Source organism: Botrimarina colliarenosi (assembly GCF_007859955.1).
GTDB classification, from domain to species: domain Bacteria; phylum Planctomycetota; class Planctomycetia; order Pirellulales; family Lacipirellulaceae; genus Botrimarina; species Botrimarina colliarenosi.
Genome location: NZ_SJPR01000001.1, coordinates 1,935,815 through 1,950,657, shown reverse-complemented (window position 1 = coordinate 1,950,657; position 14,843 = coordinate 1,935,815). Strand labels below are relative to the sequence as shown.

General features: G+C 66.7%; 8 protein-coding genes. 4 read left to right on the top strand and 4 right to left on the bottom strand.

Going from position 1 to position 14,843, the window contains the following annotated elements; translation table 11 throughout:
• Positions 1 to 136: 136 nt before the first annotated feature.
• Positions 137 to 2,302 (top strand): serine/threonine protein kinase, encoded by a 2,166-nt coding sequence (locus Pla108_RS07735; protein WP_146444281.1) that lies wholly within the window; start codon positions 137 to 139, stop codon positions 2,300 to 2,302.
• A 678-nt stretch (positions 2,303 to 2,980) separates the two neighbouring features.
• On the opposite strand, the gene Pla108_RS07725 is transcribed toward Pla108_RS07735, so the two are convergent.
• The 4 genes from Pla108_RS07725 to Pla108_RS07710 all read right to left on the bottom strand — a co-directional run bounded on the left by Pla108_RS07725 (position 2,981) and on the right by Pla108_RS07710 (position 9,797).
• Positions 2,981 to 8,440 carry a sigma-70 family RNA polymerase sigma factor gene (locus tag Pla108_RS07725; RefSeq protein ID WP_146444280.1) on the bottom strand — a complete coding sequence of 1,820 codons (5,460 nt, stop codon included), beginning with the start codon at positions 8,438 to 8,440 and terminating at the stop codon, positions 2,981 to 2,983.
• A 141-nt stretch (positions 8,441 to 8,581) separates the two neighbouring features.
• Positions 8,582 to 9,052: a hypothetical protein gene (locus Pla108_RS07720; RefSeq protein WP_146444279.1), complete on the bottom strand. Its 471-nt coding sequence runs from the start codon at positions 9,050 to 9,052 to the stop codon at positions 8,582 to 8,584.
• A gap of 157 nt (positions 9,053 to 9,209) precedes the next feature.
• Positions 9,210 to 9,494, bottom strand: coding sequence for a hypothetical protein (locus Pla108_RS07715; RefSeq protein WP_146444278.1), 285 nt, complete (start codon positions 9,492 to 9,494; stop codon positions 9,210 to 9,212).
• 39 nt (positions 9,495 to 9,533) lie between these two features.
• Positions 9,534 to 9,797 (bottom strand): hypothetical protein, encoded by a 264-nt coding sequence (locus Pla108_RS07710; RefSeq protein WP_146444277.1) that lies wholly within the window; start codon positions 9,795 to 9,797, stop codon positions 9,534 to 9,536.
• A gap of 307 nt (positions 9,798 to 10,104) precedes the next feature.
• Between Pla108_RS07710 and argH the strand changes: the two genes are divergently transcribed.
• The 3 genes from argH to Pla108_RS07695 all read left to right on the top strand — a co-directional run bounded on the left by argH (position 10,105) and on the right by Pla108_RS07695 (position 14,837).
• Positions 10,105 to 11,553 (top strand): argininosuccinate lyase, encoded by a 1,449-nt coding sequence (gene argH / locus Pla108_RS07705; protein ID WP_146444276.1) that lies wholly within the window; start codon positions 10,105 to 10,107, stop codon positions 11,551 to 11,553.
• Positions 11,550 to 13,580 carry a hypothetical protein gene (locus Pla108_RS07700; RefSeq protein ID WP_146444275.1) on the top strand — a complete coding sequence of 677 codons (2,031 nt, stop codon included), beginning with the start codon at positions 11,550 to 11,552 and terminating at the stop codon, positions 13,578 to 13,580. Before argH ends, Pla108_RS07700 begins: the two co-directional genes overlap by 4 nt.
• 243 nt (positions 13,581 to 13,823) lie before the next feature.
• Positions 13,824 to 14,837 (top strand): sigma-54 interaction domain-containing protein, encoded by a 1,014-nt coding sequence (locus Pla108_RS07695; RefSeq protein WP_231934359.1) that lies wholly within the window; start codon positions 13,824 to 13,826, stop codon positions 14,835 to 14,837.
• Positions 14,838 to 14,843 lie beyond the last annotated feature (6 nt).

Sequence of the window (14,843 nt, the reverse complement as noted above, 5' to 3'; positions counted from 1 at the left end):
CGAATTGCTGCGAATACGCCATCACCCGTGGGGCGCCGCAGGCGGCGGATTACTATGGGGGGACGCTGATCGGGCTTCCACAAGCGAGGGGTCCGTTGTCGCCGGATTCGGATTTCTTCTCGACGCGTTGAACGCTATGCCCCCCCTCAAGCCCTTCCGTCCCGCCAGGACCGACGCCTCGTCCTACAAGGCCCACATGACGTGGGCGTCGCACTCGGTGAGCCGGACGCTGCATTCGGCCGGCTCGTTCCTCAAGCAGCAGATCTGGGTCTGGCCGATCATCGCCGTCGTGCTGCTGACGACCCTCGGGCTGTTTGTCCGGGGAGCGATCGAACGGACCATGAAGGCGTCGCTCACCTCCGAGCTGACCACCCTCCGCGACGTCGAGGTCGCGATGCTCCGCACCTGGCTCCACAGCCAAGAACGCAACGCCGCGTCGCTGGCGAACTCCTCGGCGGTCCGAGAGCTGACGACGCAACTCTTGACGGGCAAAGCCGACGCCGCCGAGGCGCTCGGCGAGGCGATCCGCCCCGGCATGAACTCCCACGGGTACGATGGCTACTTCCTGCTCGACGAGCAAAAGGTCATCCGCGCCGCCTCCTCGGTCCAGGCGGTCGGCCGCGACGACCTCGCCGCCGACAGCGCGATCGACGAGTTCTTCACGCGCGCCCTGGATGGTCAATCGGTCGTGTCGCGACCGATGCCGAGCGTCCTGCCGCTCAAGGACCACATCGGTCGCGTCCAGACCGGCACGCCGGTGATGTTTGTCGCCGCGCCGATCGTGGACGAGAACCTCCAAGTCGTGGCGGCCCTGGGGCTCCGCCTCCGACCCGACAAAGAGTTCAGCAGCATCCTGCAGCTCGGCCGGAGCGGCGAGTCGGGCGAGACTTACGCGTTCGACAAGGAGGGGCGGATGCTGTCCAGCAGCCGGTTCGACGACGAGTTGATCCTCCTTGGCCTGCTGCCCGACGAGCCGGGGAGCCGATCCATCCTCCGTCTGTTGGTGCGCGACCCAGGCGGGAGCATCCCCAGCGGCTTCCGCCCCACCAAGCGGCGGCTCGAGCTGCCCCCCACTCGGATGGTCGCCAGCGCCACCGCGGGCGAGACGGCCGCCGACGTCGAGGGCTACCGCGACTACCGGGGCGTGCCGGTCGTCGGCGCCTGGACCTGGCTGCCGGAGTACGACTTCGGGGTCGCCACCGAGATCAACGCCGCCGAGGCTTACCGCCCCCTGATCATTCTCCGGCGCACGTTCTGGGGATTGTTCACGCTGCTCGGCCTCAGCTCGCTGGCGATCTTCCTGTTCACGCTCAAGGTGGCGCGGCTGCGTCGCGAGGCGCAAGAGGCGGCGATCGAGGCCCAGCAGCTCGGCCAGTACCGCCTCGAGCAGCGCCTCGGCGCCGGGGCGATGGGGGTCGTTTATAAGGCGAAGCACGCCATGCTCCGCCGGCCGACCGCCGTGAAGATGATCGAGCCCAACAAAGTGACGCCCGACGCGCTCGCCGCCTTCGAGCGCGAGGTGCAGATCACCAGCCAGCTCTGCCACCCCAACACCGTGGCGATCTTCGACTACGGGCACACCCCCGAGGGGCTCTTCTACTACGCGATGGAGTACCTCGACGGCATCAGCCTGCAGGACCTCGTCGAGCAGTACGGCACGCAGCCGGTGGGGCGCGTGGTCGACCTTCTGCAGCAGATGTGTGGCTCGCTCTACGAAGCGCACACCATGGGCCTGGTGCACCGCGACATCAAGCCGGCGAACCTCATGCTCAACCGCCGCGGCGCCGACCCCGACGTGGTGAAGGTGCTGGACTTCGGCCTCGTCAAAGACATCGGCGGCGACGGCCAAACCGGCATCGCCGGCACGCCGCTCTACATGCCCCCCGAGGCGATCCAGGCGCCCGCCACCGTCGACGCCCGTAGCGACCTCTACGCGGTCGGCGCCGTGGGCTACTTTTTGCTAACCGGCCGCGTTGTCTTCGAGGCCAGCAACCTCCAAGAGCTGACCCAGATGCACCTCACGGAAACGCCGCTGCCGCCCTCGGAAGTACGCGGTGAGAAGCTCCCCGAAGAACTCGACGACGCCCTGCTAGCGTGCCTCGACAAGAACCGCGCGAAGCGTCCCCAGACGGCCCGCGAGCTGGCGCTGCGGCTCGAAAAGATCGTGGCCAACGACGGCTGGGGCGTCGAGAAGGCCGACCTCTGGTGGAACCAACACGAACGGGGCACCGCGCCGAAGGCGAAACCAACCTCGAAGCCCACCGTCCGCGGCGACCAAGCCGCAACAATCATGCTGGACTAAAGCCAGCGACATTCGCGCGTTGGTCAGGGAGCCCTAAGCGTCAGCGCCGGGAGTTGAACAACCGGGAACCAAAGCCTGCCGTAACGCTACTCCCGTCGCTGACGCTCAGGGCTCTCCGCCCGCGCTGTAGGGCGATCCGCAGTCTCGACAAAAAAACAAGGCGCCGCGGGCGAGCCCGCGACGCCTCGTTGAATTCCGCGCGTTTTTTAAGAACGCGTGGCCGTTACTTGCCCCTCTTAGCCGGGGCCTTGGCGGCCGGCTTCGCAGCGGCGGCGGGCTTGGCTTTGGGGGACTGAACAGGCTTCGCGGCGTTCTTCGCAGCACTCTTCGGCTGGGCAGCCATTGTCGCAACTCCGATGCACGACATTCCCGGCGGAGAGGCAGGCCCACAAGCCCGCCGTGTAGTAGGTCCCCCGCACGGTTAATCGGAAAATAGAATCGGCAGAACCGGCGAGCAAGATCAGTTTCCCAAAGTGGATTGCGAGGCGATCCCGCTAGCGAGCCGGGCAGCGAATGCCCAACACCGCCACCAACCCCCAACAACTACAAGGGGAGCCCTAAGCGCCAGCGCCGGGAGTGACTCGGAGAAACGCTCAACTCTTCGATGCAATTGGGGGCCGCCGCGAGTTAAGGGCGGGAGTGGCGACAAGATCGATTCGCGCGTGAGTTGCTTGTGATTCACTCCCGGCGCTGGCGCTTAGGGCTCACGATTGGCTTTGCTTGCTCATACAGCAGCCGTCTCGCCAAGCGGTGATTGGGCAGGCTCTCCGCTAGCTCGTCCGCCGCACGGCCTTGTTCACCGCGGATCAGGACAAGCACGATGTCACGGGTCGGACCGTTGCTCAGCGTGCTGACATTGATCCGTTCGCCGCGGACCTCCACAACCTCGCCCGCCCAGCCGCCCGAGATCACCTTCCCGTCGTCCGGGTGGCCGGGATCGACGACGCGGAACTTGCCACTGCCGGGGTCCCCTTCCCGTCGGAGATGAGGGCGGGGCCGTTTGTCGCCGGGGAGCAGGACGGGCAGATGCTCGCCGTCGCGAAGCTCGGCGATCACGCACCAACCCGCAGGGTCGAGTTGTGAAGGCTCGTGGAACACACGCCACTGGCCCTGCTTCATCGTCGAGCCGGGGCCGTACTGAGCTGTCTTGGATTCGACAAAACCCAGCGCCTCGCGCGTCGCGGTGTCGGCAAAGCCGGTCTCGGGAAGCTCACGCAGCTTTTGAAAACGCTTTACTGCCGCTTCGGTTTGCGGTCCGTAGTCGCCATCGACGCTAAGCCGCGGCGAAGGCGAGAGCACGTCGTTCAGCCGCCGCTGCAACTGATAGACCGACGCGCCGTACTTGAAGCTCTGCTCGGGGTAAGAACCGGAGTCGCCGGGGACCGACGGTTCGAGGGGAACCCTCTCGGCAAGTTTTTGTGTGAGGGCGCCCTGGCGTGAGAGCCTCGGCCCGAAGGGGTCGATTTCCAGGGCCGCGGCGGAGGGTTCCAATTGCGGCGAAGTCGGATCGTCGTACGAGGAGTCGATGGCCGCCTCCGTCGGAGACCCCGAATCTCCTTGCCCTTGCGTGCTTGGCGCTGCGTCTCTCCACGCTCCAAAACCTGACCCATAGCGGTCACCCGATTCGCCGGGCGCCGCATTGCTCGCCTCATCATCGATCAGCAGCATCTTCCGCAGATCTTCGCTTGAAGTGTCGTCGCCGATCTGATGGATGCTGCCATCGACAAAGCTCGCGAGGAACTTGCCCGGCTCAAAAGACCCGATCCCGAGCCGCGGCGCTGGGGCGTGAAGCAACGTGTCAAAATCGGAAGGCCGAGTCCACTCGACGGCGTGCTCGTCGGCCACTTCAAGCAACGCGATCGTCCGTGAGGTTCCGTCACGGAACTCCCTAAACTGACGGGACTTCCCCTTCTCCATGAAGGCGCCAGGCCCTGTCGAGGCGAGGTAGTTGGTCTTGCCTGCCTCTTGTGGATGCGTGCTCCGCGGGTCGCGGAACGCGTCGGGCATCTTCGTCAGCAGCGTGAGGTTATGGGGGCTGTCCCACGGCTCGTTGAGATGGAATTCGTCGTAGAGGTCCTGATGCCCCAAGAGGGGCAGCAGCTCGACGCGCCAACTAAGTCCCGGATTCTGCTTACCCGTCTCTCGGTTGATGGCGACCGGCGGCGGTAAATGGCCACGGTCGCTCTCGTAGTTAAGCAAGGCCAGACCGAGATCCTTGAGGCGGTTCATCGACTCCGATCTCAGCGCGGCTTCCTGAGGAGGAGCCTCGGCCAAGTCCGTCTGCTGCTTCAAGAGCTCTTGATACTCCGCAGGGTTCGGCTGCTCGGCGGCGATCCGCTTCTTGAGCGGCGCCGCCTTCTCCGTTTCGCCGCGGGCTTCGTAGACGCGCGCGAGCGAGTACACGGGGTCAATCAACACGTCGGGCTGGGCCGCCACGAGCCGTTCCCAAATCGCCACGGCGCCGTCGATGTCTCCCTCGGCCTCGAGGCAGCGGGCGAGGCCGTTCAGCGGGCCGGGTGCGTCGGGCGACTCGGCGAGGAAACGCTCGAACTGCGGCTTCGCCTCTTCGTGCTTCCCCTGGTTGAGCAGCGAGAAGCCAAGCCCGTTGACGGCGGAGAGGTCGTCCGGATCGGCGGCGAGCGCTTGGCGGAACAGCTTCTCCGCCGCCGCGTGGTCGCGCGAGAAGAACGCCTTCCAACCGTCTTTGGAGAGGCTGGCGGCGTCGTCTTGGGGCGCTGGCGTCGCTGGCTCACTGCTAACGGTGAACGAATCGCCTTGATACTCGCCCACAAACGACGCCACATCACGGCCGGTCAGCGTCTTGATCTTCTCGACCAGGTCGAAGTACTCCTCACTCGTCGGCTTGAAGGCCCAGAAGTAGGCGCGGTCGCCGATCGACTCGGGGCGGGGCGTGTCGTTGCGGGCCCCCTTGGTGGGGAAGTAGGTGTAAACGTCGAGCGGCACACCGGCGGGAAGCGACTTCTTCAGGTCGTCGATCCGCTGGGCGTTGTAGCCGGCGACGATGACGCGGCCGAGCTCGGCGCCCTCTTTCAATTCGAGACGCCAGTCCTGGAAGTAGTAAGCGCAGAGGACCAGCGTGATCGGCTCGGCGGTCGGCTCGACCGTCACGGTCAGCGGCGCGCCGTCGGCGCCGGAGTAAGTGCCGACCACGTAGACGGGGCCGGTGTCAGGGACGGCAGCGGCGTCGCTTGCGGAGGGCGCCGACGCTTCGTCGTGCTCAACGGCATCCCGTTCGTCGATTAAGGTCGTTTCTTCACGTTGCTTGCTACGCGGTGAGGAGTAGACACTGAACTCGATCGGCTCGTTAAAACCCATCCCCCGTAAAGTTTTGTTAAGACTGTCGAAGTTGGCTTGCAGTTGCGCAAGCTCATACTGGAGATACTGGTCCTCTTGGCTAAGCGGCTCGTTGCGCCATGTCGTTTCATGAACTCGTCGACGCAAGCCAAGCTCGATCTGGTTCCGTAGGCCATGTAGTTGGCTTGCCAGGCCGACCACGCCTTCAACCTGATTGAACGGGTTTTCGTACCAAGCGAGAGGGACTTCCACCGGCGAGTCCGCCAAATCCAATGAGTTTCGTGTCACGTCGTCAGCAAAACCGGTGGCGGGTACTTTCGCCTGCCGTTGCCATCTCGCCACCGCGCTCGCAGTGGCGGGGCCGTAATCCCCATCCACTTCGATCGCGAATTCCGGCGCGAGCCGCTCGTTCAACGCTTGCTGGAGCGTCTCGACCGAATGGCCATACGCGCGGTTCATGCTCCGGCGCCCGTCGACCTTCTCTTCTCCCACTTCGAGGTGGCGTTGGAGTTGCTCGACACGGGCGAGTTCCGCTTGGTGTCGGCTCTCGGCGAGCAGGATCTCTTTCGCTAATCGCAAGGCGTCTTCATCCTTGGCGGCCGCGGTGCGGAGCTCCATCACCAACGCCTTTCGCTTCTGTTCATAAGCTTGGGCTCTGGCCGCAGCCGCATTGCGCTCAATCTCGATCCCTTGCCGCTTCCTAGCTTCTGCGATCGTGGCGGGGACCATCTCCGTGACGGTGGCCAAGCGTTCGCCATTCACCCCTTTGAGGTCACTCTCCTCGATCTGAATGTCGCTACGTTCGTCAGCGAGGGCTTTCGCCTCCTCCAGACGCATGATTCCACGAGATGGGACAAGCTTCTTGGTCGAATCGTCTTTCGCTTCCACTCCGGGCGCTGACGCTTCCGGCTCGCCTTCGTTCAACGCCCGCAGCTTTAACTCCCGCTCGTAGCGCAGCGTCTCGGCTCTGGCCTTGTACATATCGGCCATCAATTCTTCCGCTTCGGCATTGCGGAGTCGATCCTCCTCCGTCATCTGGTCGTACGACTTTCCATTAAACGGCTCAAGAAGCAGACGAGTGCGTCGGCGGAGGATGTCGTATTTCTGCTCCCAGTAAGTGTGCCATAGATGAAGTTCTTTGACCGTTGGCTCCCCATCGGCTGGCGGTGGGTTGGCGGCGGCGCGTTCCGCCCACCTCTTCAACAAGATCTTGCCCTGTTTGGCGTCGGAGAGGGGCTCGCCGTCGGGTCCGAGGGCGTCGCCGTAACGGACATTCGGCGCGAGCTCTCCCGGCTTGAACTCGGCGACGAAGCCATTCGGAGCGGTGTTATCAACGGCTTTTGCGGCAGCCGGAGTGGAACCTTGCGCGAGCGTCACCGCACCGTCACGGGAGTTGAAGCCCGCCGTTGGCGGTGAGGTGGACTCCGCCGTCCGGGGGCTTCCTGACGGAGCGCCCCCGCCACCCACCTGCGCTGCAACTCCGGGCGCTGACGCTTCCGGCTCTACCGATGGCGGATATGCATTAAGACGTCCATCGAGCATGCGATTACGAAGCATCTGCAAGTAGTCACTAACTGCTTGCGACGCTTCACGACTCGCTTTCAAGACAAGGATCGAGTTTGCCGGTTGACTTACTGGCGATGATTCAACGCCCGCTATCTGTTCAATCTCCTTCGCTAACTGTTCAAGCAGCTTCTCTTGTTCAACAACTTCACCCGTCATCGCACGCGCCTGGACAATATCCGCAACGAGATACACTCGACTCACTACCGTCGCTAACGCTCCCGGCTCGCCTTCGCTCGCTGCGTCGTTCGCAACGATTTGTAGCGTTGCCGTCGGCGTCTCCGCCTCTTCACCCTCGACCGCCGCGGTGAGAACCACGCCATCGCTTGAAGTTGTAACGGTCGATTCAACAGGCGGCGCGGCGAGGACGAGCGCCGCTACGCCGCAGGCGGTGGCGACGACTAGCGGTTTCGATAGCGAAGCGAAGAGCATCGCTCGGGTTCCTTGCTGGAAGAGGGAAACCACTGCGGCCGAGGCGGCGAGCGAGCCGCCCGTCGCCACGGCCGTGGCGTTCGAGGTCGTTTGCAGCACGACTTGCGTCGGGACCGTGGCGCCGGCCGACTTCGGATCGACCGCGAGCGCCCCCATCGCCGCCGACAGCGACACGCCGCGGCTGATCAGTCGGCGGCGGAGCATCTGCTTGCCCCGCGCCAGGCGGCCTTGCACCGTCGCGATCGTGAGGTCGGTCGCCTCGGCGATCGCCCGGCGGCTCTGGCCTTCGAGGTAACGCATCACCAGCGGCGTCTGGTAACGCTCGGGGAGCTGCATCAGCTCCTCGGCGAGCACGCCGGCGGTCCACCGACGCGACAGGTCGGGGAACTCTTGTTCGGGGGGCGCCGTCGGGTCGAGGGCGAGCGCCTCCTCGCGGCGGGCCGCGAGCCGCTTCCGCGCCCGCAGGCTGGTGCGGTAGGCGACGCGGTAGAGCCAGCCGGCGGCCGACTCGCTGGCGCCGATCTGGCGGGCGCCCTTCACCAGCTGGAGGAACGTCGCCTGAAAGGCGTCTTCGGCGTCTTGCTGGCGGCGGAGCGATTGCCGGCAGACGCGCCACACCATCGGGGCGTGGCGGTCGATGAGGCGGTCGATCGCCGCGGCGTCGTCGTGCCGGGTGAAGAGCCGCAGCAGTTCGCCGTCGGTCTCTAGCAGGCCGCCAGTTGTTGAGGCGCCGCCGCGCGCTGGCGCCGGCCGTGCGGGGAGGGCGGCGGCGCGTGGCGTTGGCCAGCGTGACGGTTCAGCAAGCGGCGGGTCGGACGGCGTCGACAAGTGAGGGCTCGCTCGCACTAAGGGGGCGGAGAGACCGGCAACGGCCGGCGTCTGCCCTGTTAGTGTGCCCCGGGGCGGGGTCGAACCGCAAAAAGTTCCCCGAATTGCCCGCTCCGCCCGATTCGCCCCCGGTGCGGGGGCTCAGCGCTCTGGTACTCCCATGGTCGCCAACTCGTTGGCCAGCTGCTGGGTCAGGCTTCGCAGCCCGTCGGGGGTGGCGTGCTCCATGAAGACGAGCGTCGGCATCTCGACGCCACGAATCACTTCGATCCGCATCGACGACCCCTCGCTGTCGACCTGTTCGCGTTCCAGCCGGCTGGCGCGCTCGTAGCTCTGGCCAAAAACGTCGGGCCGCGAAAACCAAGCGTCGGCCGCCTCGCGGTAGTTGCTCGCGACGTACGACTTCTCGGCTGAGGGGGCCTGTGAACGGTTCGATTCGAGGACGTGAGAGACGGCGACGTTGACCTGCGCCTCCGAGGCGGTGGTGCGGACCAAGCCGCCGTTGAGGACCTCACAGTACGGCTCTTCGTTGAGGCGCAAGGCGCCCCAGACGACGAGCGAGGTGCCGATCGAGGCGCAAGCGCCTGCTAAAACAATGAGCAACGGGCGCATGGAATTCATTCGCTGAGGGCGAGAGGTGGGGTGACGGGCGCCGCGAGCGGAGCCCGTCTTTTTACTTCAAACACGCAGGCAGCGGGGGGGAGGCTGCGGCGGGGGCGTGCGTTATCTCGCTAGAGCGCAGGTGCAATCGTCGTGCCAAACGCGGCCGCTATCGCTTGCGGCGACCGCCGCCAAACCAGTTCTCCATGCTCCTGGTGAAGCCGTCCGACGGGTTGAGGATCCGCTCGATCTCTTCCGCCGACTTCCCCTGGTCGAGCAGGTCACGCGTCAGTTCGGTGCGTTGCTCCCGGCTCCGGATCCAGCACCAGGAGGAGAACGCCATGATCCCGAGCACGACAACCGCCCCGGTCAGACAAGCGACGCCAACGATCACCAAGGTGAAACGTTGGTCGGGCGTAAAGTCGCTGATGAGCTCGGCGAGGATCGCAGGCATGGCGTGTCGGGCGGTGGGTGGGAACGGTTTGCCGCCGGGCTATTTGCAGGCGGGGTCCAAGTTGCAGGCGGGGTCCAAGTCACGCGTCACTTTCGCCGCGGCGATCCGCTCGACCTCGGGGACAGTGAGGCCGCTATCGACGAGGTCTCGTTTTAGTCGACGATCGGCGTCGTTGTCGGCGTAGACCCGCAATTGCTTGACGAGGGCTTTGACGACGCCCGCCGCGCTGCCGATCGCCACCACCAGCACAATCATGTTGAAGGGAGGCGGCATCTCGCGGACGAGGTCGAAGAAGGCGCTCATGGCGGCGATTGGGGGTGAGGGATCGGTCGGCGAGTGCGTGGCGGGAGGGCGGCGGACCGTGGCGTGCCCCCACCGGATTCGCCGGCTTGAGCCCGATCTTGGCCAGCGGAAAGAATTAACAGGCAGGGACTCGCATCGCCCCCCAGTCGCGGGGCGACGTGCCTAATTCTTGGGCGTCGGCTGCCCGCCGCTCGTTGACAGCAAACCCCCCTGAATCTAGGGTGAGTCACACTAGCCGAGGCCGATGGGGCGCATGTAAGCGACCCCCGCCTGGGTCGGTAGCAGGCAACTTAGGCGGGACAGGCGAGTGGCCCCACCGAGCGAAAACCAAGATAACAACGCCGGCGACAAGGCGGGCAACCAAGCCAAGCCGTGGGGGGGCGTCTTCGACGGCGCCACCGACGCCCGTGTCGAGGCCTTTAGCGAGAGCGTCTCCTACGACCGGCGGATGTACCAGCAGGACATCCGCGGCTCGGTCGCCCACGCGACGATGCTCGCCGCCGTCGGCGTCCTGACCGACGACGAGAAGAACCAGATCATCGAGGGCCTCACCCAGATCGGCTGGGAGATCGCCGCGGGGCGCTTCGAGTTCAAGCAAGAGCTCGAAGACGTCCACATGAACATCGAGCGGGCCCTCGTCGACCGCATCGGCGACGTCGGCCGCAAGCTCCACACCGGCCGCAGCCGTAACGACCAGGTTTCGACCGACTTCCGGATGTGGGTCCGCGAGGCGATCGACGGGTTCGACCTGCTGCTCGCCGACCTGCAGCGGGCGTTCGTCGGCCGGGCCGCCCAGGACGAGGGGGTCATCCTCCCCGGCTACACCCACCTACAGCGGGCCCAGCCGGTGCTGGCGGCCCACTACTGGCTCGCCTACGTCGAGAAGTACCAGCGTGACCGCGACCGGCTGGCCGACTGCCGCCGCCGGGTGAACCAGCTGCCGCTCGGCACCGCGGCGATGGCCGGCACGACGATCCCGATCGACCGCCAGATGGTGGCCGACGACCTGCAGTTCGAGGGGCTCGTGGCCAACAGCCTCGACTCGTCGAGCGACCGCGACTTCGCGATCGAGTACGTGTCGGCCCTCTCGCTGATCGCGGTGCACCTGTCGGGGTGGGCCGAGGAGTGGATCCTTTGGAGCACCACCGAATTCAACTTCCTCAAGCTGCCGCAGGCGTTCTGCACCGGCAGCTCGATCATGCCGCAGAAGATCAACCCGGACGTGCTTGAGCTGACGCGGGGCAAATCGGCCCGGGTGATCGGCTCGCTCCAGAGCCTGCTGGTGCTCACCAAGGGGCTGCCGCTCGCCTACAACCGCGACCTGCAAGAAGACAAAGAGCGGGTCTTCGACGCCACCGACACGGTCCGCATGTGCCTGGAATTGGCGGCCCCGCTGGTGGCGGGCGCCGAGCTGAAGCGAGAGTCGATCGCCGAAAGGCTCGACCGCGGCTACCTCGACGCGACGACCTTCATGGAGCACCTGATCCATCTCGGGGTGCCGCAACGGACCGCCCACGGCATCGTCGGCAAGCTGGTTGGCGCCGCGATGAAGGAGGGCGTCCGCTTGGCCGACCTGCCGCTCGCCGCCTACCAGGAAGACTGCCCCCAATTGGACGAGTCGCTGTACGACGTCCTGGGCGTCGAGCAAGCGGTCAAGGCGTTCCGCAGCGTCGGCTCGACGCGGCCCGAATTCGTCGCCCAACAAGTCGCGGCGTGGCGTGAGCGGCTCGGCATGAACCAGGAGGCCCCCGCATGAAGACGTTCCTTGCTGCGATCGCGGTGACCCTGCTGTCGAGCGTCGCGGGCGCCGCCAGCCCCGCCGTCGAGGCGACGCTCGCCCTGCCACGGACCGAGCCCCAGCACTACGTCCAATCGGCGCTAACGCTGGTGGACCTCGGCGCCGCCGCCCAGGCCGACCAGATCGTCAGCGAACTTAACGCCCTCGGCCTGACCGATGCCCAGTACGCCGACCTCGTCGAGACGGTCGGTACGGCCGCGCTGACACGGCTCGGCCGCGAGTTGCCCGCCGCGGCGCCGGTGGTCGACAAGGCGCTCGCCGCCGCCCATGCCGCCGCCACCTCGCCGGCACGGCTCGAGTCGCTCGTCGAACGGCTCAGCGGCGAGCGCGACCAGGCGATCGACGCCATCCGTTCGCTCCGCGAGACCGGCGCCGCGGGTGTCGCCTACTGCATGGAGCAACTCGCCAAGACCGACAACGACACCATCCGCGCCCGCCTGCGCGAGGCGCTGGTGGCGCTCGACCCGATTAGCCAGCCGGCGATCTTCGAGGCGACCGGCAGTGATGACCCGAACGTCGCTGCCGAAGCCGCCTACGCCCTGGGCCGGCTGGCCGAGCTGGGCCGCACGCGGTCGCCCATCGCCGCGGCCCTGGTCGCCGGCCGGGCGTTCGAGCCCGGCCCCCCCGGCGACGCCGCCCGCTGGGCCTACGGCAAGCTAACCGGCCGAATCCCGACAATCGGCGACGCCAAACGGCGGCTCGACGCCGCGATTACCGAGCTGCTGGCGGGCCCCGTGCTGTTTTCAGACGGGGTTTCGGCGGCGCTGAATCTCGATGTTCAGCTCGCCGCGCGGCTCGCCGCCGATCGGGCCGCCCTCGATCCGGCCGACCAACGAGCCGCCCGCCAAGCCCTGCTGTTGGCCCTCGAGACCGGCGCCGAGGCGTCCCCCGACGCGAGCTCGACCTCCGACCTTTCGCTGGTGCTCGGCGCGGCGCTCGAGCACCAGTTGCACCACGCGGCCCGGCTGGCGTGCGAAGCGCTCGGCAAGCGGGCCGACCCGACCGCCCTGGCGGTCGCCGGCGGGGGCGTCGCGCCGCTCGCCCAGGCGCTCGAGGCGCCCCATCCCTCGACCCGCTTCGCCGCCGCCGAAGCCATCCTCGCCATCGACCCGCGGCAGCCGTTCGCTGGCTCCAGCCGCTTGGCCGATACGCTGCTGTACTTCGCCGCCTCTGAGGGGGACGACGCCGCGGTGATCGCCTCGCCCCAACTGGCGCGCGCCGGCGAGACGGCCGGTTGGCTGCTTGGCGCCGGGTATGTCGCGGTCCCCGCCAACCGCGGCGACGACGCCCTCCGCATCGCGACCGAGTCACCCGACACCCGGCTTGTGCTGGTCGACATGTCGGTAAGCCTGCCAGGCGCCCGCGAGACAATCTTCCGCCTGCGGCGATCGCCCGAGACGGCCCTCGTGCCGATCGCGGTGCTCGCCGCCGACAGCCGGCTCTACGAGGCCCAGCGGGTCGCCGAGGACCAAGGGGGCGAAACGGGCCGCGTGATCGCCCTGCCGCGTCCGCATTCGCCCGAAGCGACCGCGTCGCTCGCCGAGCGGCTGGTCGCCTTGGCGCCGGCCGATTGGCCCGACGCCGACAAACGACTTGGCCAAGCGAAAGCGGCCCAGCAAGCGATTGCTCGGTTGGTCGCCGACGGCCCCGCCTTCTACGGCTTCGACCGTCGGGCCGACCGCGTGGCCATGCTCGCCGGGCTCGGCGGCAGCGACGCGTCGCTCGCCACGCTCGAGTCACTCGGCACGCCCGAGAGCCAGCAGCGGCTGCTCACCGCGGCGAGCCTCGAGGTGCGTCCGATCGCCGATCGCGAAGCGGCCGCCGACGCCTTCGCCGCCAGCGTCCGCGCGCACGGCGTGCTACTCACCAGCGACCAGATCCGCCGGCAGTACGACCGGTACAACCTTAGCGCGGCCGCGCCGGAAGCGACCCAGCGATTGCTCGGTCGGTTGCTCGACGTCATTGAAAAGAAGGCAGAGAAGTAGCGCAGCATCGAATTGGAGAAGTCCCTCTCCCCACCTATGGGGCCTCCACGGGGGGCCCACACAAAGGAACTGAGAAGACGTGCTCCACGGCGAATAAAGAGTTACCCACCCCCAACCTTCCTTCCCTGGCGAGCCTTGGCGCTCTTGGCGTCATGGCGGTTCCATAAAGAAGCCAACGTGCTCTCTCCCCCCCTCAACGGCGCTCCTCACACGCTGCCGGGCCTGATCGGCTCGAGCCAGGCGATGCAGGGGGTCTACCAAACGACGCGCCAAGCCGCGTCGAGTCGGGCGTCGGTGTTGCTATTGGGCGAGACGGGGACCGGCAAAGAGCTGATCGCTCACGCCCTGCACCGGTTGGGCGAACGACGCAACCGGCCGTTCGTCCGCGTCAACTGCGGCGCCCTCAGCGAGAACCTGCTGGAGAGCGAGCTCTTCGGCCACGTCCGCGGCTCGTTCACCGGGGCGATCGACAACCGCACCGGCCGGTTCGAGGCGGCCCACTCGGGGACGATCTTCCTCGACGAAATCAACAGCACGACGCCGCTGCTGCAGGTCAAATTGCTCCGCGTGCTGCAAGAACGCGAGTTCGAGCGGGTCGGCGACACGCAGACGATCCGCGTCGATACGCGTGTCGTCGCCGCCAGCAACCGCGACCTGGCCGAGGAGTCGGCCGAGGGGCGTTTCCGCGAGGACCTCTACTACCGCCTGAACGTGGTGCCGATCTGGCTGCCGCCGCTCCGGCAACGGCGCGAGGACATCCCGGCGCTCGTGACCCACTTTCTCAACGCCTACAACGAAGAGAACGACCGCTACGTCGTTCACATCGAGCCGCGGGCGATGGAGGCGATGCAGGACTACGCCTGGCCGGGCAACGTCCGCGAGTTGCAGAACTACATCGAGCGGGCCGTGGTCATGGCGACCGGCGACGAGCTGACCTTCGCACTCTTGCCGCCGATCGTCCGCGGCGAGTCGGACGCCCCCCGCGGCGCGTTCCGCCGGATGGACTTCGAGTCGCTCGCGGTGCAACTGGTCGAGGAGGGGCTCGCCAAGGCGGACGACGACGCGTGCGACCTCCACAGCCGGGTCGTCGATCGGGTCGAGAAGGAAGTGATCGCCCAGGTCCTCGGCCGCTGCGACGGCGTCCAGATCAAGGCGGCCCAGCGGCTGGGAATTAACCGCAACACGCTGCACAAGAAAATCAAGGACTACGGGCTTGATAACGGTGATAATGGGACGGGGACCAAGTCCGGCTCCTGAAAAAGG

Coding starts and splice junctions, on each gene's coding strand:
- Pla108_RS07735 (WP_146444281.1), top strand. CDS start 137: ATGCCCCCCCTCAAGCCCTTCCGTCCCGCCAGGACCGACGCCTCGTCC.
- Pla108_RS07720 (WP_146444279.1), bottom strand. CDS start 9,052: ATGCGCCCGTTGCTCATTGTTTTAGCAGGCGCTTGCGCCTCGATCGGC.
- Pla108_RS07715 (WP_146444278.1), bottom strand. CDS start 9,494: ATGCCTGCGATCCTCGCCGAGCTCATCAGCGACTTTACGCCCGACCAA.
- Pla108_RS07700 (WP_146444275.1), top strand. CDS start 11,550: ATGAAGACGTTCCTTGCTGCGATCGCGGTGACCCTGCTGTCGAGCGTC.
- Pla108_RS07710 (WP_146444277.1), bottom strand. CDS start 9,797: ATGAGCGCCTTCTTCGACCTCGTCCGCGAGATGCCGCCTCCCTTCAAC.
- Pla108_RS07695 (WP_231934359.1), top strand. CDS start 13,824: ATGCAGGGGGTCTACCAAACGACGCGCCAAGCCGCGTCGAGTCGGGCG.